Here is a 19387-nt window from a genome sequence, read left to right on the forward strand (position 1 = left end):
CAGCATCTTCTAGGGGAGGTAACGACCTTGGCTCACACGGTGAAGCGACATCGCGGCTTGATGGATTGGCTGACGACGGTCGACCATAAGAAGATCGGCATTCTGTACCTTATCGCCGGAGCACTTTTCTTCGGTATTGGCGGTATTGAGGCCATCTTGATCCGGATACAATTAATTCAGCCTATGAATGATTTCGTAGACGCAAAAACTTTTAATGAATTGATTACCATGCACGGCACAACGATGATTTTCCTCGGCGTAATGCCGATTATCTTTGCACTAATGAATGCCATTATCCCGCTACAGATTGGGGCTCGTGACGTTGCGTTCCCGTTCTTGAACGCACTCGGCTTCTGGACATTCTTCTTCGGCGGCTTGCTGCTGAACTTGAGCTGGCTGATGGGCGGTGTGCCTGATGCAGGCTGGACATCTTACGTACCGTTATCAAATACGGATTATAGCCCAACGCACGGTGTGGATTTCTACACCATCGGCTTGCAGATTTCTGGTTTGGGTACACTCATCGGGGGCATTAACTTCTTGGCAACGATTATTAACATGCGCGCGCCGGGAATGTCCTTCATGCGCATGCCGATGTTTACATGGGCGTCCTTTATTACGTCTGCATTAATTCTGTTCGCTTTCCCTGCAGTAACGGTAGGATTGATCCTGCTCATGTTCGACCGCTTGTTTGGCGGGAACTTCTTCTATGTACCGAATGGAGGAAGTGTGGTGCTCTGGCAGCACATCTTCTGGATCTTCGGTCACCCGGAAGTGTACATTCTGATTTTACCGGCATTCGGTATTATCTCCGATGTCATCAGTACGTTCTCTCGCAAGCGCCTATTCGGGTACAGCTCTATGGTATTCGCAACGATCCTGATCGGGTTCTTGGGCTTCATGGTATGGGCTCACCATATGTTCGCAGTCGGTCTTGGGCCAGTAGCGAATGCGCTGTTCTCGATTGCAACGATGCTTATCGCAGTACCAACCGGTATTAAAATATTTAACTGGCTATTCACGATGTGGGGCGGTTCGATTAAGTTCACCGCGGCCAATCTGTACGCAGTAGGTTTCATTCCAACATTTGTTATGGGTGGGGTTACAGGCGTCATGCTGGCATCTGCGCCTGCTGACTTCCAGTTCCATGATACGTACTTCGTCGTAGCGCACTTCCACTACGTTATTGTTGGTGGTTTGGTGCTTGGCTTGTTCGCAGGGCTCCATTTCTGGTGGCCGAAGATGTTCGGACGCATGCTTCGTGAAGGACTAGGCAAAGCTACCTTCTGGATGTTCTGGATTGGATTCCAATTGACATTCTTCGTTCAGCATTTCCTTGGTTTGATTGGAATGCAGCGTCGGGTCTTTACGTACTTGCCGAATCAAGGCTTCGACCTCATGAACTTGGTAAGTACGATCGGGGCAATCATGATGGGTATCGGGGTTCTTATGTTCTTGTACAACATTGCAATTACATCAAGAGATCCGAAGAACCTGGGCAACGATCCTTGGGAAGATGGACGTACGCTGGAATGGACAATTCCATCTCCACCGCCAGAGTACAACTTCAAGCAAACTCCGCTTGTGCGCGGCTATGATGCTTGGTGGAAAGAAAAGATGGAGGGCAACACGGAAATGCCGGCTGCAGAGCCGATTGGTTCCATTCATATGCCATCGCCATCTATTCTCCCGTTCATGATGTCTGTTGGCTTGTTCGTGGCAGGCTTCGGCTTCATGTTCGCGAAGGATGATTTCAATAATGCACTGCTGAACGGTTTGTTCAACAATCATATCGTTGCAGGTTTCGGCCTGCTGATTACATTCGGCTGTATGTTCCTGCGTTCGATTAAGGACGACCATGGATATCATATCGAACCGGAAGAGTTGGAGCAGAAGGGGGTTAAAGCATGAGTGCACATGCACATCACGCAGAAGGCGAATGGCCACATGAGCCGGAAAAAGCAACCCTAGAAGGCCGCAATAAGGTCGTCGGCTTCTGGTTGTTCCTTGGCGGAGAGGCAGTATTGTTCGGTACGCTGTTCGCAACATTCCTTGCGCTACGCAACCAAATCGGTGATGGTCCTGCCGCTTCCGAGCTGTTCAAGCTTCCAATGATTGCGGCTGCTACAATGATCTTGCTGACCAGCTCCTTGACGAGCGTGTTCGCTATTCAAGCGATGCATCGCAAAGAAGTCAAAGCCATGCTCAGCTGGCTCGCAGTAACGGTTGCATTGGGACTAGGATTCTTATGTCTTGAAATATACGAGTTCGTAGAATATGTGCATGAAGGTCACACGTTTACGACGAGTGCGTTCAGTTCATCCTTCTACACCCTGGTCGGCTTCCATGGCGCGCACGTTGCCTTTGGTGTCGTATGGATCACACTTGTTATTTTGCAAACAATGAAGAAGGGCTTGAATTTGGTTACAGCACCGAAGATTTACGTCTCCGCACTGTACTGGCACTTTATCGACGTTGTGTGGGTATTCATCTTCACAGTTGTATACCTCATGGGAAAGGTGGGTTAACCAAGTGACAACACACCAAGTAACATCAGACAACTCGAAGCGTCGACATAAGCATGAGGGCAAGCAGAAGCATATTATTGCATTCATCTTCTCTATTGTGCTTACGTTGATCGCATTTGCTACGGTAGGTTCAGCGGGTGAAGTAAACCCAACGTTCACGGTTATCATCCTTCTCGTCATGGCAGTCTTGCAGGTTGTCATTCAGATGGGGTATTGGATGCATATGAAAGATAAAGGACATATGATTCCGATACTGTTCATGATAGGTGGAGCCGTCATTGCTTTCACGGCCATCATAATGGCTGTGTATTGGGTATGGTGGTAAAGTCGGATAAGTGAGAAGAGGGGACGCGAAGAGCGTCGCCTCTTTTTCCGTAATAGGGCTAAATGTGGCGAAATGGTGGCGCCTCGGGTGTTGCAGGATGAGGAGGGCTGAACATTTATGTTCGGATTGACAGAGTACTTTAGTTTCTATGATGTGTGGAGTCCGTTGTTTCTTACAGCAACGGTGCTTATCAATGTGTTATATTTCGGGCTGACAGGGCCTTTTCGCAATCGATTCTCATCTTCTGAGCCAGTGCCTGCGTCGAAGAAGCTAATGTTTGTAATTGGGACAGGCTTGCTCTACCTAGCTCAAGGCGGACCTATTAATATGATGAGTCATATGATGTTCACCTTCCATATGGCGATGATGGCATTATCATACATTATTGTACCGCCGCTTCTATTATTAGCTATTCCGTCCTGGTTATGGCGATATCTATTGGATCGCAAGCCGCTGAAGCGATTGAAGCTGTTAACGAATCCGATTCTTAGCGCTGTTCTATTCAATACCTTGTTCTCTTTCTATCATGTGCCGGCAGTGCATGATTACGTCATGACTCATTATACGGAACATATTATTTACTACATTGTATTGTTCATTGCTGCTATGCTGATGTGGTGGCCGATCGTCGTTCCGGTACCAGAGTGGAACTCGCTGACAGATGTGAAGAAGATGGGCTATGTTTTTTTGAATGGCGTTCTAATTACTCCTGCCTGTGCATTAATCATCTTTGCAAGCGAGCCTCTCTATGCTACGTATGTGGACAAGGAAGCCTGGGTGCAGGCAATGGGCTATTGCATATCCGGGGATCCTGTAAAGATGCTCGCCGCATTTGATGGGCCTGTCTTCTTTAATTGGTTCACTCCGATTGAAGATCAACAGCTCGGAGGCATTTTAATGAAGCTGATTCAAGAAACGATGTATGGCTGTATTCTCTTCTACGTATTCGTCCACTGGTTCAGACGTGAAAGTAAAGATGATGACGATTTTGTGGACACCGCAGCAGAAGGGCAGTTGAATTCGTAAAAATGCTCTATAATGGGTAGCGTAAGCAGAAGCAGATGAGGTACTGGCTGCTTTGTTGCCGATGCATATGAGGAGGGCGTTTCATTCGTGGATCTGTACTTTATTATGCCAACTATAAGCACGACGTTCATCGTCGTCAGCGCAATTCTGGTCGCTATTGGTTGGGCTCAAATTATTAAGGGTAAGCGGGAGCAGCATAAGAAGACGATGCTGGCAGCGGCCGTAGCTGCGACAATCTTCTTCATTATTTATGCGTCTCGCACGGTTTTCGTTGGCAATACCGCATGGGGCGGCCCGGATGACCTTAAGGTATATTATCTGGTCTTCCTGTTGTTCCATATTGTGCTTGCAGCTGTAGCAGCCGTGTTCGGCTTGACGACACTGTATACAGGGTATAAAGGGAGTTATGCGAAGCACCGCAAACTGGGCAAGTTCACCTCTGTCATCTGGTTCATCACTGCAATTACAGGGGCAACCGTATATCTTTTGCTGTATATTTTGTATCCAGGTGGTCATACAAAGCCAGTAATAGATGCTATATTTGGTCTGTAATCAATCAATAGACGGCGGTCTATGAAGAGGATTTCCACGGATAGCTGGCTTGTTCGTGAGTGTAATATTTTGTTTTAGAAAAAGCTCGTTCTTTCTGCATTTTAGTGCAGAAAGAACGAGCTTTTTTGCGTGCTTAGATTCTTCATCATAGTAGGCTTTTAACGGTGCAAATAAAGATGAGTCTGGATAGGGTAATGTTTATTTTTCCTAATGATGAATTGACAGGGAAGTAGTCACTCATTATACTGTGTATAAAGATATATACAGTAAGCACAGTGATGAGCGAGCAAGCACACTTGATTTACCGATCTATAGTGTGAATCAGTTTGATATAAAGGGGGTCTTGAAGTGCGTAGACCATATAGAGAAGCGTGGATGCTTGTAAAGAGCGATCTTGTTCGATTCAAATGGGGCTTGTTGATGACGGTAGCGTTCAGTGTTTATATGGCCACGATGAGCGGTCTGGTGTTGCGAGAGTTATTTCGTGGCGACGAGGTCTTGACGAGAGCTTTCAAGGGGGTTGCGGATTTTGTGTTTCTTTTTACGATCCCGAATCTTGGCTTCTTTATCTCACGAAGATCGATGCGATATATGAAGGATGACTCGTATACGAAATGGATGAGGAAGCTGCGCATACTCCCAATCGATGCGAGAACCATAGTGTATTCACGTACGATGCAGATGTGTGTGGCTCTGTTGATTAATATGAGCATTGTTATCGTGGGGCACTACTTACTCAGTGAGACACTGAGAAGTCTTGGCTGGATCAGCATCTTATCCTATGTATTCATGCTGGTAGCGTACGCTGTTGCTGTTAATTGGTTGTATATCTCGTGTGAGCTGAGCATGAGCGGACGACGATATATGAGGTATACATTTATTCTACTAGGCGTTATAACCATGGTGTCCGTCCTGATAGCGGTAGCGGACGGAAGTATTTTACAGACTGTGGTAGACGTAGCGCGATCGTACCCTTGGATGGGTATCGTGTTGTCCATTGTTATCATCGTCAATTCGATAGTGATCGGAATGAATCGATTGCATAAGATCGTTCTGAAGCGAGATTGGATGTGAATAAGCACAGAACGAGTCAGGAGGTGATGAGGAGCGGTGTTTATACCGATTCAAATTAATACGAACAGTTCTGAACCGTTGTACGCCCAGATTAAACATCAGCTTCGCGCACTTATCCTGAGCGGACAGGTCGAAGAGGGGATGCTGCTACCATCCATACGTGAATTCGCGAATCAGCTCCAATGCAGCGTCATCACGGTAAGAAGGGTGTATCAAGACTTGGAGAACGAAGGGCTGCTGCGGACGAAGCAGGGCACGGGGACGTTTGTGACACCGGTTCAAGCGGCAGAACGCGACAGGTATCGGAAGGAAGCAATCGAGCAGGCACTTGAGCAAGCCGTTGAAGCTGCAATGCATGTGGATGTATCCACTGATGAACTCATGCTGATGCTTCAGGAAGTCATCCAGCGCAAGCACAGCGGGAGCTAGCATTTGGTGCGTACTAGGGGGGGAGAAGCATTGGACAATCAACATGTAATTGAGATGAAACAGGTAGTGAAGCAGCGTGACAACTTCCGCATTGGCCCGTTAAATCTATGCATACCACAAGGCTGTGTCACCGCGATCATAGGTACAAATGGGTCAGGCAAGACGACGATGCTCGGAATGAGCCTGGGGCTTGTTCATCCTGATGAAGGGACGATAACCGTGCTGCAGGAGAAGACAGAGCCAGAGCTAAGTACACTTGTGAAGGCGCGTATTGGCTACGTAGCGGAGAACTCCGATTCGGAGGTGGACGATATGACAGCGGAACAGCTTGTATCCTTTGTATCACAGTGGTATCCATCATGGGATTGGCAGCTCTACCATCAGCTTATGGCGAAGTATGAGCTGCCGCCGAAGCAGAAGCTGAGCAAGCTGTCGAAGGGAATGCGCCGTAAGCTGGATTTGATCGTTGCGATATGTCCGAAGCCAGAGCTGCTAGTGCTTGATGAACCGTCCTCCGGGTTCGATCCACTATCTTGGCGCATGATGATCAATGATTTGCATGCGTATTTAAAGGATGGGAAGCGGACCGTCTTAATCGCGACACATATCGTAGATGAGGTAAAGCGGTTGGCTGATTATATTCTGGTCATGCATAAGGGCAAGGTGCTTCATTTTACGGAAAAGGACGCCCTGTTCGATGCGTGGAAGGTGTTCGTCGTGGATGGCGAGGCAGCGGATTACGAAGGTGCACCAGGTCTGATGAAGGCTATGCAGGAGCGCTTCGGGGTAAGACTTATTGCGCATAATGCTACCGGTTTGGAGCGTTTTTTGCACGATGAAGGGATTGAGGTTGTTCAGACTCATGCATTGGAGCTGGATGACATATTAGCTTATATGATTGAGATGCATATTGAGGGGAGCGTATACGCGCAATGAATCCATTACAGTTGCAGCAAGTCGTGAAGCAGTACGGTGACAAGACAGCCGTGAATGGTCTTAGCTTTAAGGTAGAAGAAGGGGAAATCTACGGATTGCTTGGTGCGAATGGTGCGGGCAAGACGACGACAATGCGGATGGTTCTTGGTCTTATTTATCCAGATGGCGGATCTATTTCGTATCATGGCAAGCCGTATCATGAAGGGCTGACTCGTATTCTCGGGTATTTGCCGGAGGAACGGGGAATGTACCCGAAGGTGAAGATTAGCGAGCAGGTAGCGTACTTGGCGCAGCTGCGCGGGATGAAGCGTGCGGAAGCAGACAAGAACCTAAAGTATTGGCTGGAACGGTTCAATGTACCGGAAAACTACAACAAGAAAATTGAGGAGCTGTCTAAGGGGAATCAGCAGAAAATCGGCTTCATTGCAGCTATTGTTCACAAGCCGAAGCTGCTCATCTTGGACGAAGCGTTCAGCGGCTTGGATCCCGTTAACGTCGAATTGTTGAAGGAGACGGTTAAGGAGCTGCGCGATCAAGGCACGAGCATTCTTTTCTCTACGCACCGGATGGAGCATGTAGAAGAACTGTGCCAGAACCTGACGATTTTGCAAAAGGGTAATGCGGTGCTGCAAGGGTCGCTGCGTGAATTGAAATCTCAATATCCACGAGAGCATGTCATCCTGCGCACGAGTGGAGATGTGGATGGTTTGGATCGCATCGCAGGCGTCCAATCCGTTTCCCGAACAGGAGACGGTTATAAACTGCACATTACGAATGAAGTGGCCGCACAGGATATCCTGCAGCTTGCGATGGCACAATCGACAGTTCAGCAGTTCGAGCTGAAGGAGCCGACATTGAACGAGATCTTCATTAAAGCAGTTGGAGGCGAATCAAATGCATAACCTGGGGACGGTCATTCGATTCACATTGAAGACGAAGATGATGACGAAGTCGTTCATCATTACGACGATTATTTTAGCACTCATTATGTCAGTTGGGGTTAATATTCCGTATCTGATCTCGCAATTTTCGAGCAATGAGCCTACATCAATCGGTCTGGTACAGGGTGGAGAGTACGCGGACATTGTGAAATCATTTGAAGATCAATTGACGAAGCATGGCGGCAGCGACTTGAAACTTGTTCCGTCTGCTTCAGAAGAGGATCTCCGCAAGAAAGCGGAGTCCGGCGATCTGGAAGGATACTTGAAGTTCGAGCCAAAGAAGGACGAAGCGGGCAATGTGGAGAAGCAATCGTTCCCGCAGGTTGTGTTCCATGGCAAGGATGAGCTTGGACATGGCGATGAGGCGACGGTTACAGGTGCATTAAGTGCAGTGAAGACTGAATGGCTCGTGAAGGATTCACTTACCGAACAGCAGAAGGCAGAGCTGAGCAAGCCGGTTACGATTGATACACAGAAGATCGTGAAGGAAGGCGAGAAAGCGAAGGAAGAAAATCCGATACAAAAAACGATTTCGATTATCGTCGTTATGGTATTGATCATTCTGTTCTTCATGACGAATACGATGACAGGTAACATGATTGCATCCGAGGTTACGCAAGAGAAGAGCTCGCGTATTATGGAAATTCTCATTACGAGCGTATCGCCGCTCGCGCAAATGTTCGGGAAAATTATCGGCATGTTCATACTTGGGCTGATACAAATTATTGTGTTCTTCGTTGTGGTTATGATTAATCTGCTGCTGCCGCATAATTCAGCCCCACTGAAGGCACTCAACTTCGATATCTCGATGATTGATTGGACAGTGGTTGGTGGTGGATTGCTGCTCTATGTGCTTGGCTACTTCTTATATGCAACGCTGTTCGCAGCAGTAGGCTCGCTCGTTAGCCGGACTGAAGACTTGGCACAAGCGATTATGCCGATTACGATGCTATCGTTGGCGGCATTCTACATTGTAATGTTTAGCGTGTCGTCACCGAACACCTTGCTGGTAAAAGCGACATCCTTTGTTCCATTCTTCACACCGACCTCGATGCTGCTGCGGATTGGTACGGGAAATGCAGCATGGTGGGAATTCTGGGTGAGCATTGCGATCTTGATCGTATCCATCCTGTTCTTCGGCTGGCTCGCTGCGAAGATTTACCGCACGGGCGTACTGATGTACGGCAAGCGCCCATCGTGGAAGGAACTTCGCAAGGCGATGAAGGCGTACAAGATTTAAAGATGCGTGATTACTGTTGTGAGTAACAGCTATCATTGAGATAGATTTGGTTGCTAATTGATATATTTTTTGTGAATTTTTTATATATTTTAGGACCAGTAGAAGCGAAATTTCTTGTTTCTACTGGTTTTTTTATTATATTATATAGGTAAAAAATACCACTTTAATCTGATTGAGTCAGAGGGAAGGTGCATACCTAGGGATTGAGTTCATTCTCTTCAGTGCGAAACCGGTTTCGAAATTCGAAGGAGGCTCATACTATGCAATTGCTGCCCCGTGAGATCGATAAACTTCTCATCGTTGTTGCGGCTGATCTCGCCAAGCGAAGACGGGAAAGGGGTCTTAAGTTAAACCATCCTGAATCTGTTGCGCTGATTACTTATGAAGTTATTGAAGGGGCCCGGGACGGGAAAACAGTTGCGGAGCTTATGGAATATGGGGCGACGATTTTGTCCCGCGACGATGTGATGGACGGAATTCCTGAGATGATCGACGATATCCAGGTTGAAGCCACCTTTCCGGACGGCACGAAACTAGTAACTGTACATCATCCGATACGATAGATGAACTGCGTTGGGAGAGAGTCTGATGATACCTGGACAAATCTTTTTACAGAAGGAAGATATTATATGCAACGCCGGCAAAACCGTCTTGAGATGTACTGTCAAAAATACCGGCGACCGTCCTGTGCAGGTTGGATCGCATTTTCATTTCTATGAAGTTAATGAAGCTCTCATTTTTGACCGCAAGAGCGGATTTGGGAAGCGTTTGAATATTCCGGCGGGCGCCGCGGTTCGCTTTGAACCCGGGGATGAAAAAGAAGTGGAGCTGATTGATTATTCAGGGGAGCGCCGTGTGTATGGATTTAATAACAAGACGGATGGATCTGTGGGAGGCGGATGCGAATCATGAGCTTTAGAATGTCCAGAAGTCAATATTCGCAAATGTACGGACCGACAACGGGAGACTCGATCCGCTTAGCGGACACGGATATCATTATCCAAATTGAAAAGGACTTTACCTCTTATGGTGATGAGGTTGTTTTTGGCGGAGGAAAAGTGATCCGCGATGGCATGGGCCAGCATCCGCTTGCGACCCGCGGCGACGATATTCCGGATGTCGTGATTACGAACGCAATTATTTTGGATTATACCGGCATCTATAAAGCGGATATCGGAATCCGTGACGGAAGGATAGCGGGGATCGGCAAAGCGGGCAACCCTTTGATCATGGATCATGTGGATATCGTCATTGGCGCAGCGACGGAAATTATTGCAGGGGAGGGCAAGATCGTTACCGCCGGCGGCATCGATACGCATGTGCATTTTATTAATCCCGGACAGGTCGAGACGGCGCTGTCTTCAGGCCTAACGACGTTAATTGGCGGCGGAACAGGTCCAGCTGCGGGCTCAAAGGCAACCACAGTAACTCCTGGAGAGTGGAATATCCACCGCATGCTGCAGGCGGCCGAAGGGCTGCCGATTAACGTCGGGTTTACGGGAAAAGGACAAGCTGCGGCGGAAGAACCCCTTGCCGAGCAGGTACGGGCCGGAGCGATCGGGCTGAAGGTGCATGAGGACTGGGGAGCGACCGCCTCGGCGCTGGATCATGCATTAAGCGTGGCCGACAAGTTCGATGTGCAGGTTGCGGTTCATGCCGACACCTTGAATGAAGGTGGCTTTATGGAGAACACCATGGCAGCGATCAAAGGTCGGGTGATCCATATGTATCATACGGAAGGGGCCGGGGGAGGCCATGCTCCTGACCTGATTAAATCGGCCAGCTATATGAATGTGCTGCCTTCGTCCACCAATCCGACGCTGCCGTATACGATTAATACGATCGACGAGCATCTGGATATGTTGATGGTGTGCCACCACCTGAATCCGTCGATACCGGAGGATCTGGCTTTTGCGGATTCCCGCATTCGGCGCGAAACGATAGCCGCTGAAGACATTCTCCAGGATATGGGCGTATTTAGCATGGTCAGTTCAGACGCGCAGGCGATGGGCCGCATCGGTGAAGTCATTTTACGAACATGGCAGACCGCAGACAAAATGAAAAAACAGCGGGGCATGCTTCCGGGTGACCGTGAGCTTTCCGATAATAACCGCGCTAAACGTTATGTAGCTAAATATACGATCAACCCGGCCATTACGCACGGGATTTCCGAGTATGTCGGATCGGTTGAAGTCGGAAAAATCGCTGACCTTGTCATTTGGTCTCCGGCGTTTTTCGGCGTGAAGCCTGAAATGATCATCAAAAACGGGATGGTAGCCCAAAGCCTGATGGGGGATGCGAACGCATCCATTCCAACGCCGCAGCCGGTCATTTACCGTCCGATGTACGGACAATATGGGAAAGCACGTTCCCAAAGCTCCATCACTTTTATTTCGCAATCTGCTTTTGACAACAAAGTTCACGAACAGTTGGGGCTCGAAAAAATCGTTCTGCCTGTGCACGGTATCCGGACATTAACGAAAAAAGATATGAAGCTGAATTTTGAAACGCCTGAGATCACGGTTGATCCGCAAACGTATGAGGTTCGGGTTAATGGAGAGCTCATGACATGCGAACCGGTGGATAAAGTGCCGATGGGACAGCGTTATTTCTTATTTTGAGGTGAAGCTGATGATTATCGAGAAGGTAATTGCAAATATCGAACAAATGAACAAGGAAGAAGTCGGAAAGCGGCATATCGAGAAAGTATATTTGGAAAGCGGTGATCTCGTCAAACGGATTCAGCGCGTTACAACCGACCATGGCAATGAAATTGGGATCCGACTGTCAGAGCAGCGCGATTTAGTGGTCGGCGACGTGTTATATATGGACGACAAGAACATGATCATTGTGGATGTCCGCTCCGATGACTTAATTGCAATTCGTCCGCGCAGCCTGCAAGAAATGGGCCATATCGCACATCAATTAGGCAACCGGCATTTGCCTGCCCAATTCGAAGGTGACGAAATGCTTGTTCAATACGACTATCTTGTGGAGGAACTGCTGGTACAGTTGCACATTCCCTATGTACGGGAAAACCGGAAAGTAAAGCAGGCGTTTCGTCATATTGGCCACAGTCATGGATAAGCAAGCACTCGCTCTATTTCAGCTTTGCGATTCCAACTTTCCTACTGGAGCCTTTAGCCATTCCTTCGGACTTGAAACGTACATTCAGGAAGATCGGGTTAGGGATCAGGCCACATTTACCGAATGGCTCGATACCTATATTCATGAACAGCTTGTATACGCGGACGGGCTTGCGTCCCGTCTTGTCTTTGACGCGCTGCAGGCAGGGGATATGGAGACGATATGGAAGCTGGATCGGATGCTGTTTGTGCAAAATCTGCCCCGCGAGACAAGGGAAGGTACGCAAAAGATGGGAGACCGGATGTTAAACCTCGTGCAGTCTTTGTATGAGTCGCCTGTGTTCTCCAAGTATAGGGGGCGTATCCTTGAAAAGTTGAGTTTTGGGCATCCGGCCATCGTGTTTACGATGGTCGGACACAATCTCGGCGTTTCCGGGACGACGACCCTTTTGTATTATCTCTATTCAGTCGTCTCCAGCTTGGTCCAAAACGCGGTTCGCGCAATTCCATTAGGCCAAACGGCAGGGCAGAAGGTACTGAAGCAATGTCAGGATGGATTAATTCAAGCGGTAGAACAAATCGGCCGATTGGATGTGGAGGATTTTGGAGTCGTATCGCCCGGTCTGGAATTATCGCAAATGAAGCATGAGCGTGTCAATATTCGGATTTTCATGTCGTAGTGAATATTCCATAACAGAAGGAAGCGTGTGAATTATGGGGCCTATTAAAATCGGGATCGGTGGGCCGGTCGGAGCTGGAAAAACACTGCTCGTTGAAAAAATAACCCGTCATCTTGAAGGGGAAATCAGTATGGCTGTCGTCACAAATGATATTTATACAAAAGAAGACGCCAAATTTCTAATGGAGAACGGCGTTCTGCCCGTGGATCGGATAATCGGCGTTGAAACTGGAGGATGTCCGCACACGGCCATCCGCGAGGACGCTTCGATGAATTTTGCGGCCATCGACGAACTGATTGAGCGCCATCCGGATGTCGAGCTTATTTTTGTGGAAAGCGGTGGAGATAATCTCGCGGCCACTTTCAGTCCTGAATTGGTTGATTTTTCAATTTATATTATCGACGTGGCGCAAGGGGAGAAAATTCCGCGCAAGGGCGGACAGGGCATGATCAAATCGGATCTGTTCATTATCAACAAAACCGATCTGGCGCCTTATGTCGGGGCAAGCCTGGAAGTGATGGAAGCGGACACGAAGGTTTTCCGCGGGAATAAACCGTTTGTGTTCACCAATTTGAAGGATAACAAAGGATTGGATCAGGTCATCCATTGGATCAAAAGAAATGCGTTCTTGAAGGATCTGGAGTAAATGGAGGAATGGACGGGGGTTCTGCGGCTGAATGCTGAGGTGAGAAGCGGTAAAACCGTCGCCAGAAACGTGTATTTTCAAGGTGCATTTAAAGTGATGCGGCCAATCTATCACGATGATTCGGGGCAGGCGTGTTACTATATATTGAATCCGGGCGGAGGTTATCTGGACGGGGACCGTTATCTGATGCAGGTTTCATTGGAGGAAGGTGCCCGGCTCACTTTAACGACGCAATCTGCGACCAAAATCTACAAAACGCCGAAGAAACCCGCCTATCAAGAAGTTGAAATCCAGTTGAAGAATGGCAGCTATCTCGAATATATAACTGATCCGATCATCGGGTACGAACATGCACGGTATAAGCAAAAAACGGTCATTCGGATGGAAAAGGGAGCTAATCTGCTGTATTCCGAAATCGTCACCTCCGGATGGTCTCCCGATGGGCGGCAATTCAGTTATGACCTGCTGCAATTCATGAACGAGATTTATTTGGATGGCGTATTAGCGGTTCATGACCATATCAAATTGAATCCTAAGGCGCATCGTATGACTTCCCTTGGTCTTATGGAAGGTTATTCGCATCTCGGGTCGATGATGATGATCTCGGAACAGGTCGATCAGGATTTCTTGGATCGGCTTTACCATGAGATTGATGGAATTTCCGAGGATTGCCGAATCGGCTTATCCCTGCTTCCGGTGTCTGGGTTGATGGTGCGTGTACTTGCAAACTCGACTCAAACGATAGAAGCAATTTTTGCGTGTTGCCACCGGTTTATCAATCAGTCATTTTTCAATACGACCCCAAGTTTTCTCAGAAAATACTGAGCAGGTTTTGTTTGAACTTCTAAGCAATGTCATCAATGTTTTATAAACTGATACTCACACACTTCATCATTGTAGAGGCGCTGCACGGGCAGCGTCTTTTTCATTGGCTTTAGCGGTGCCTGCGCTGAGAGGCTTTCTTCTTTTTAACTGCTGAAGCAATCGTGATATGATAGAGGCAAGCAATGAAGGTTAGGACGGAAGCATTATTGGGGGTTAGTTGCTAATATGAGCACAAGTAAGCTATACATGACTATTTATGAAGAGATTAAGGGGAAGATTGCTTCAGGTGAGTACGCACCGGGAACAAAGCTTCCTTCGGAGCATGAATTTTGCGTTATCTATGACACAAGCCGGGGAACGATACGTAACGCGCTCGATCTGCTTGTCGAAGAAGGGCTTGTCAATCGCCATCCTGGCAAGGGTGTATATGTGCTAGACAATAATGCCATCGCGTTCTCATTCGGCGGATTGGTCAGCTTCAAGGAAGCAAGCGAGAGCAGCGGGCAGAAGTTCGAGACGACCGTACCTTATTTTGAGGAAATAACGATTACGGACAAGCTGCATGAGCGGACTAAGCTGCCATTGGGCGCAACAGCATATTGTCTGCATCGGGTGCGCGAGCTTGACGGAGAGCGCATTATTTTAGATATCAATTACTTTTTGAAAGAGAAGGTGGAGGGCCTAACGAAGGAAATTGCTGAGCGCTCGATATACGACTATATCGAACAGCAATTAGGCCACAAAATAGGCTTTGCCCAGCGCGTGATCCAGGTGGAGCCTGCGACGGCAAAGGATCGGGAACACTTGATCATGAAATCGTACGGCTTCGTTGTCGTTGTGAAGAACTATGTTTATATGCATGACGGCGAGCTGTTCGAGTATACGGAATCGCGCCATCATCCTGAACGATTTGTGTTTACTGATTTTGCGCGGAGACGCTGACAGGGTTCTAAGTAACTCCGGTAATGGTAAAAAGGATAATTTCAAGCGCTAAAGCAGTCTTAGCTATACGGAAGGACGTACGTTTAAATTTATTGGGAGAAGTGCGAGATCGAAACTCCGATTCAAATGATAAAACCGCCCGATTTTACGAATTTTATATTGGACGCAACCAAACTATAAGAAACAGCGGCAATCTTGGATGAGAAAAAGAAATCCTAGACTGGGCGCTGTTTTTTCACGTTCTCCAAACCAACTTGTCTATACAAGTGTTTACAAACCTGTCTATACAAGTTATAATGATCTCAACAAACGTGGAAGCGATTCCATTGGGGAGGTACATCGATATGGCAGTTGATCAACGTTCGGTTGAGCAGATTTTAGAAGCCATTGGTGGAAAAGAAAATATTTCTGCGGTTACGCATTGTGTGACGCGACTTCGCTTTGCTTTAAATGACGAAAGCATTGTTGATCAGCAAGCTTTGGAGAAGAATGAACTTGTCAAAGGATCATTTGCGACGAACGGGCAGTTCCAAGTCATTATCGGTCCAGGACTTGTACAGAAGGTGTACGAGAAGCTGCTTGAGATTAGCGGTGGGGAACGGGCGTCTACGCAGGACATCAAGAATGTGGCATCCAAGAAACTGAACCCATTGCAGCGTGCAGTGAAGGCGCTTGCAGATATCTTCATTCCGATTTTGCCTGCTATTATTACGGCAGGTCTATTGATGGGGATCAACAATATATTGACTGGCAAGGGCATCTTCTTCGCGGATCAAGCCTTCATTGATGTATATGCTCAGTGGAAGGGCTTCGCGGAGATGATCAATCTGATCGCCAATACCGCCTTCGTCTTCCTGCCGGGGCTGATCGGCTGGTCAGCGGTTAAAAAGTTCGGCGGCAGTGAACTGCTCGGGATTGTACTTGGTTTAATGCTTATCCATCCGGATTTGCTGAATGCTTGGGCATATGGGGATGCAGTTGCGAATGGTACGGTACCGCACTGGAACTTGTTTGGTTTTGAATTCGAGAAGATTGGCTATCAAGGGCAAGTGCTTCCTGTACTTGTATCTGCTTTCTGCTTGGCGAAGATCGAGGGCTTTCTGAACAAGCGTGTGCCGGATGGCTTCAAGCTGCTGTTGGTCGCTCCGACTACGCTGCTTCTTACCGGGTTTTTGTCCTTTATCGTGATTGGACCGTTGACCTTCACAATCGGCAACGCCATCACATCGGCTTTCGTTGGAATTTTCGAGCACGCGGCTGTACTGGGTGGACTTATTTACGGCGGCTTGTATGCGCTGCTTGTCGTAACAGGTATGCATCATACATTCCTGGCAGTCGACCTGCAGCTCATTGCAAGCACGGGCAGCACGTTCCTATGGCCGATTCTCGCCTTGTCCAACATTGCGCAGGGCTCGGCGGCGCTTGCGATGGTGTTCGTTACTAAGGACGAGAAGCTGAAAGGGATGTCCGTGACCTCGGCGATATCTGCTTACTTGGGCATTACCGAGCCTGCGATGTTCGGTGTGAATCTGCGGCTGCGGTACCCGTTCATCTCAGCGATGATCGGCTCTGCATTGGGCGCAGTCGTTATCTCAGCATTTCAGGTAAAGGCCGTGTCTATCGGCGTTGGCGGATTGCCAGGCTTCCTATCTATCTTCCCGCAGCAGTGGGTTCCATTCTTCCTCGGCATGGCGGTGGCGTTGATTGTACCGTTCGTCATTACGCTTATTGTCGGGAAGACGAAGCGTCAGGCATAATTAGGGCATTCATAACGCGATACACAGAGCGATTCCTATATCGTACTAAAAATAAGAACTACATGGTGGTGCAAGACAATGACACAACAATTGGAGCAGGAGTGGTGGAAGAAATCTGTCATCTATCAGATTTATCCGAAGAGCTTCAACGACACAAACGGTGACGGAATTGGGGATTTGCAGGGGATTATCGACAAGCTGGACTACTTGAAGGAGCTCGGAATCGATGTCATATGGTTGACGCCGATTTACGAATCTCCGCAGAGAGACAACGGCTATGATATTAGCGATTATTACCGTATCCAGCCGGAATACGGCACGATGGATACATTCGAGAAATTGTTACAGAAAGCGCACGACAAAGATATCCGCATCATTATGGACATCGTCGTTAACCACACCTCGACGGAGCACGTCTGGTTCAAGGAGGCTGCAAGCAGTACGGACAATCCGATTCGCAACTACTATATTTGGAAGGATGGCGTGAACGGAGGGGAGCCGAACAATTGGCAGTCTAAATTTGGCGGCAGCGCCTGGGCGTATGACGAGAAAACGGAGCAATATTATTTGCACTTATATGACGTTACCCAGGCTGATTTGAACTGGGAGAATCCAGTGCTGCGGGATAAAGTGTACGACATGATGCACTATTGGCTGAATAAGGGCGTTGATGGATTCCGGCTGGACGTTATCAATGTGATTTCCAAGGATCAGGACTATCCGAACGATACGCTGGCAACAGCTACGGCTGATGGACGCAAATATTACACAGACGGGCCGCGCATTCATGAGTTTCTGAAGGAGATGAATGCTCGTGTATTCTCGCAGTATCCGCACATGTTGACGGTTGGAGAAATGTCGTCGACGACGATGGAGAACTGCATCAAGTATACGCACCCGGATGAGCGCGAGCTGAGCATGGTGTTCAACTTCCACCATCTGAAGGTCGATTATCCGAATGGGGAGAAATGGGTTAAAGCCGACTTCGACTTCCTTCAGCTTAAGCGGATCATAAGCGAGTGGCAGGTTGGCATGAATACAGGCGGGGGCTGGAACGCCTTGTTCTGGTGCAACCACGATCAGCCGCGGGTAGTATCTCGCTTCGGCAATGACGGCGCCTATCGTGTGCAATCGGCGAAAATGCTCGCTACGACGCTGCACTTGATGCAGGGCACACCGTACGTGTATCAAGGGGAAGAGCTCGGCATGACGAATCCGCATTTCTCGCATATTAGCGAGTATCGGGACATCGAATCGATCAATGCGCATCGCCTGCTGCAGAAGCAGGGCGTTCCTGAAGCGGATATTATGGCTGCACTGCAGCAGAAGTCGCGCGACAATTCGCGCACGCCAATGCAGTGGGATGCTTCGCATCACGGAGGATTCACAACGGGTATCCCTTGGATCGGCTCGGCTCCGAATTATCAAGACATCAATGCCGAGGCGGCACTGCGCGATCCGGATTCGGTCTTCCACCATTATCGCCAATTGATTGCACTGCGCAAGCAGTATGACATTATCGTGCATGGTGACTACCGCCTGCTGCTGAAGGACGATCCGCGCATATTTGCTTACATGCGCACACACGGATCAGAACGATTGCTCGTCATCAGCAACTTCTATGGCGAGGAGGCGGAGTTCACGCTTCCAGTGGAAGTAGCACTACACGGTGAAGCGCATATCCTTATCAGCAATTATAAGGATACACCGAGTACGATCCAACAGCTTACACTCCGACCTTATGAGTCTGTGGCCTTTCTTATCGGGAATCATGACTAGAGAAAATAGAAGCAATGCTTGGCAGTCCTGCCGGGCATTGCTTTTTTTAATGGGAGAGACAGAGGGGGAAAAGAAAGCAGACAGCTTCTTCTGACATCTTCTAATGAAGACAGAATCTTGTCAGTCGGCTGTCTGCTTGCTGGCTTGAAAATTAGGTTGGTAACGGCCTATTTTTAATATCCTCTATATCCTGTTTGGGGAGTAGTGTTTACTTGTGAAACGTAATGTTGCGTATCGCTCACCTGTGGATACGTATGAGCCACATACCCCGCTGCATAACTGGTTGGTGCAGTATGTGATTGATGGGCGAGGCTGATAATTTGCTGCAATTGTTGTACAGCTGTTTGATGACCTTGAAGCGCAGTCTGAATCACATGGGCCGCATGCTGTTCAATTTTAGCAAGCTCCTGTAATCGTGCAGCATTTTGCTGCTCTTGATGCAATAGCTGCTGGTATTTTTGCGTTGCTGCATTGGTTTGTTGAATCAATTGTTGCGCTAGTTGTTCGATTTGCACGGTATTCGTATGTGTCATTGGGGTCAGACTCCTTTTTATCCATAGTTTCGTATGGTTTCATCTTCCTTATATTGTCTAGCTTGAATGTTATTTATGCACAATGACT

21 protein-coding genes are annotated in these 19387 nt (G+C 48.1%); 20 read left to right on the forward strand and 1 reads right to left on the reverse strand.

Translation table 11 applies throughout. The annotated features are described in order from the left end of the window. Positions 1-60 precede the first annotated feature (60 nt). From ctaD to treC, 20 genes are all read left to right on the forward strand, one after another. Entirely contained in the window at positions 61-1911 is a 1851-nt protein-coding gene (gene ctaD / locus RQP50_RS18325; RefSeq protein ID WP_268626619.1) for a cytochrome c oxidase subunit I, read from the forward strand. Then, complete coding sequence (locus tag RQP50_RS18330) at positions 1908-2528, forward strand: cytochrome (ubi)quinol oxidase subunit III (protein WP_021256218.1); 621 nt, start codon at positions 1908-1910, stop codon at positions 2526-2528. Before ctaD ends, RQP50_RS18330 begins: the two co-directional genes overlap by 4 nt. A gap of 4 nt (positions 2529-2532) precedes the next feature. After that, positions 2533-2853 carry a cytochrome C oxidase subunit IV family protein gene (locus RQP50_RS18335; protein WP_021256217.1) on the forward strand — a complete coding sequence of 107 codons (321 nt, stop codon included), beginning with the start codon at positions 2533-2535 and terminating at the stop codon, positions 2851-2853. Positions 2854-2970: 117 nt separating this feature from the next. Next, positions 2971-3879 carry a cytochrome c oxidase assembly factor CtaG gene (gene ctaG, locus RQP50_RS18340; protein ID WP_315746297.1) on the forward strand — a complete coding sequence of 303 codons (909 nt, stop codon included), beginning with the start codon at positions 2971-2973 and terminating at the stop codon, positions 3877-3879. A gap of 87 nt (positions 3880-3966) precedes the next feature. Beyond that, positions 3967-4431, forward strand: a complete 465-nt coding sequence (locus RQP50_RS18345; RefSeq protein WP_021256215.1) for a DUF420 domain-containing protein — start codon at positions 3967-3969, stop codon at positions 4429-4431. A 348-nt stretch (positions 4432-4779) separates the two neighbouring features. Continuing rightward, positions 4780-5505 (forward strand): hypothetical protein, encoded by a 726-nt coding sequence (locus tag RQP50_RS18350; RefSeq protein ID WP_315746298.1) that lies wholly within the window; start codon positions 4780-4782, stop codon positions 5503-5505. Positions 5506-5541: 36 nt separating this feature from the next. Continuing rightward, the gene (locus RQP50_RS18355) at positions 5542-5934 is read left to right on the forward strand and encodes a GntR family transcriptional regulator (protein ID WP_315746299.1); all 393 of its coding nucleotides are present in this window, start codon (positions 5542-5544) and stop codon (positions 5932-5934) included. A 30-nt stretch (positions 5935-5964) separates the two neighbouring features. Next, on the forward strand, positions 5965-6870 hold the full coding sequence (locus tag RQP50_RS18360; protein WP_315746300.1) for an ABC transporter ATP-binding protein: 906 nt from the start codon (positions 5965-5967) through the stop codon (positions 6868-6870). Further along, positions 6867-7772, forward strand: coding sequence for an ABC transporter ATP-binding protein (locus tag RQP50_RS18365; RefSeq protein ID WP_315746301.1), 906 nt, complete (start codon positions 6867-6869; stop codon positions 7770-7772). Before RQP50_RS18360 ends, RQP50_RS18365 begins: the two co-directional genes overlap by 4 nt. After that, a complete protein-coding gene (locus tag RQP50_RS18370) occupies positions 7765-9051 on the forward strand; it encodes an ABC transporter permease (RefSeq protein WP_315746302.1) in 1287 nt (428 codons plus the stop codon). The genes RQP50_RS18365 and RQP50_RS18370 overlap by 8 nt, the downstream gene beginning before the upstream one ends. Before the next feature lie 260 nt (positions 9052-9311). Beyond that, positions 9312-9614, forward strand: a complete 303-nt coding sequence (locus RQP50_RS18375; RefSeq protein WP_072731030.1) for an urease subunit gamma — start codon at positions 9312-9314, stop codon at positions 9612-9614. Positions 9615-9639: 25 nt separating this feature from the next. After that, the gene (locus tag RQP50_RS18380) at positions 9640-9963 is read left to right on the forward strand and encodes an urease subunit beta (RefSeq protein ID WP_315746303.1); all 324 of its coding nucleotides are present in this window, start codon (positions 9640-9642) and stop codon (positions 9961-9963) included. Continuing rightward, positions 9960-11672, forward strand: coding sequence for an urease subunit alpha (gene ureC, locus RQP50_RS18385; protein WP_072731032.1), 1713 nt, complete (start codon positions 9960-9962; stop codon positions 11670-11672). The genes RQP50_RS18380 and ureC overlap by 4 nt, the downstream gene beginning before the upstream one ends. A 46-nt stretch (positions 11673-11718) precedes the next feature. After that, positions 11719-12138, forward strand: coding sequence for an urease accessory protein UreE (gene ureE / locus RQP50_RS18390; RefSeq protein ID WP_370510453.1), 420 nt, complete (start codon positions 11719-11721; stop codon positions 12136-12138). Next, the gene (locus RQP50_RS18395) at positions 12131-12817 is read left to right on the forward strand and encodes an urease accessory protein UreF (RefSeq protein ID WP_072731034.1); all 687 of its coding nucleotides are present in this window, start codon (positions 12131-12133) and stop codon (positions 12815-12817) included. The genes ureE and RQP50_RS18395 overlap by 8 nt, the downstream gene beginning before the upstream one ends. A 34-nt stretch (positions 12818-12851) precedes the next feature. After that, positions 12852-13463, forward strand: coding sequence for an urease accessory protein UreG (gene ureG / locus RQP50_RS18400; RefSeq protein ID WP_072731035.1), 612 nt, complete (start codon positions 12852-12854; stop codon positions 13461-13463). Then, positions 13464-14288 carry an urease accessory protein UreD gene (locus RQP50_RS18405; RefSeq protein ID WP_072731036.1) on the forward strand — a complete coding sequence of 275 codons (825 nt, stop codon included), beginning with the start codon at positions 13464-13466 and terminating at the stop codon, positions 14286-14288. Positions 14289-14513: 225 nt separating this feature from the next. Next, the gene (treR, locus tag RQP50_RS18410) at positions 14514-15230 is read left to right on the forward strand and encodes a trehalose operon repressor (RefSeq protein WP_072731037.1); all 717 of its coding nucleotides are present in this window, start codon (positions 14514-14516) and stop codon (positions 15228-15230) included. 344 nt (positions 15231-15574) lie between these two features. After that, positions 15575-16987, forward strand: coding sequence for a PTS system trehalose-specific EIIBC component (treP, locus tag RQP50_RS18415; RefSeq protein WP_072731038.1), 1413 nt, complete (start codon positions 15575-15577; stop codon positions 16985-16987). 78 nt (positions 16988-17065) lie between these two features. Next, positions 17066-18766 carry an alpha,alpha-phosphotrehalase gene (treC, locus tag RQP50_RS18420; RefSeq protein ID WP_315746304.1) on the forward strand — a complete coding sequence of 567 codons (1701 nt, stop codon included), beginning with the start codon at positions 17066-17068 and terminating at the stop codon, positions 18764-18766. Positions 18767-18939: 173 nt separating this feature from the next. Here the strand turns inward: treC and RQP50_RS18425 are convergent, their stop codons facing one another. After that, positions 18940-19299, reverse strand: a complete 360-nt coding sequence (locus RQP50_RS18425; protein WP_021256206.1) for a hypothetical protein — start codon at positions 19297-19299, stop codon at positions 18940-18942. Positions 19300-19387 lie beyond the last annotated feature (88 nt).

Source organism: Paenibacillus suaedae (assembly GCF_032337355.1).
GTDB classification, from domain to species: Bacteria; Bacillota; Bacilli; order Paenibacillales; family Paenibacillaceae; genus Paenibacillus_B; species Paenibacillus_B suaedae.

Coding starts and splice junctions, on each gene's coding strand:
- ureC (WP_072731032.1), top strand. CDS start 9,960: ATGAGCTTTAGAATGTCCAGAAGTCAATATTCGCAAATGTACGGACCG.
- RQP50_RS18365 (WP_315746301.1), top strand. CDS start 6,867: ATGAATCCATTACAGTTGCAGCAAGTCGTGAAGCAGTACGGTGACAAG.
- ureG (WP_072731035.1), top strand. CDS start 12,852: ATGGGGCCTATTAAAATCGGGATCGGTGGGCCGGTCGGAGCTGGAAAA.
- RQP50_RS18375 (WP_072731030.1), top strand. CDS start 9,312: ATGCAATTGCTGCCCCGTGAGATCGATAAACTTCTCATCGTTGTTGCG.
- ctaG (WP_315746297.1), top strand. CDS start 2,971: ATGTTCGGATTGACAGAGTACTTTAGTTTCTATGATGTGTGGAGTCCG.
- ureE (WP_370510453.1), top strand. CDS start 11,719: ATGAACAAGGAAGAAGTCGGAAAGCGGCATATCGAGAAAGTATATTTG.
- RQP50_RS18330 (WP_021256218.1), top strand. CDS start 1,908: ATGAGTGCACATGCACATCACGCAGAAGGCGAATGGCCACATGAGCCG.
- RQP50_RS18395 (WP_072731034.1), top strand. CDS start 12,131: ATGGATAAGCAAGCACTCGCTCTATTTCAGCTTTGCGATTCCAACTTT.
- treC (WP_315746304.1), top strand. CDS start 17,066: ATGACACAACAATTGGAGCAGGAGTGGTGGAAGAAATCTGTCATCTAT.
- RQP50_RS18370 (WP_315746302.1), top strand. CDS start 7,765: ATGCATAACCTGGGGACGGTCATTCGATTCACATTGAAGACGAAGATG.
- ctaD (WP_268626619.1), top strand. CDS start 61: ATGGATTGGCTGACGACGGTCGACCATAAGAAGATCGGCATTCTGTAC.
- RQP50_RS18380 (WP_315746303.1), top strand. CDS start 9,640: ATGATACCTGGACAAATCTTTTTACAGAAGGAAGATATTATATGCAAC.
- treR (WP_072731037.1), top strand. CDS start 14,514: ATGAGCACAAGTAAGCTATACATGACTATTTATGAAGAGATTAAGGGG.
- RQP50_RS18405 (WP_072731036.1), top strand. CDS start 13,464: ATGGAGGAATGGACGGGGGTTCTGCGGCTGAATGCTGAGGTGAGAAGC.
- treP (WP_072731038.1), top strand. CDS start 15,575: ATGGCAGTTGATCAACGTTCGGTTGAGCAGATTTTAGAAGCCATTGGT.
- RQP50_RS18425 (WP_021256206.1), bottom strand. CDS start 19,299: ATGACACATACGAATACCGTGCAAATCGAACAACTAGCGCAACAATTG.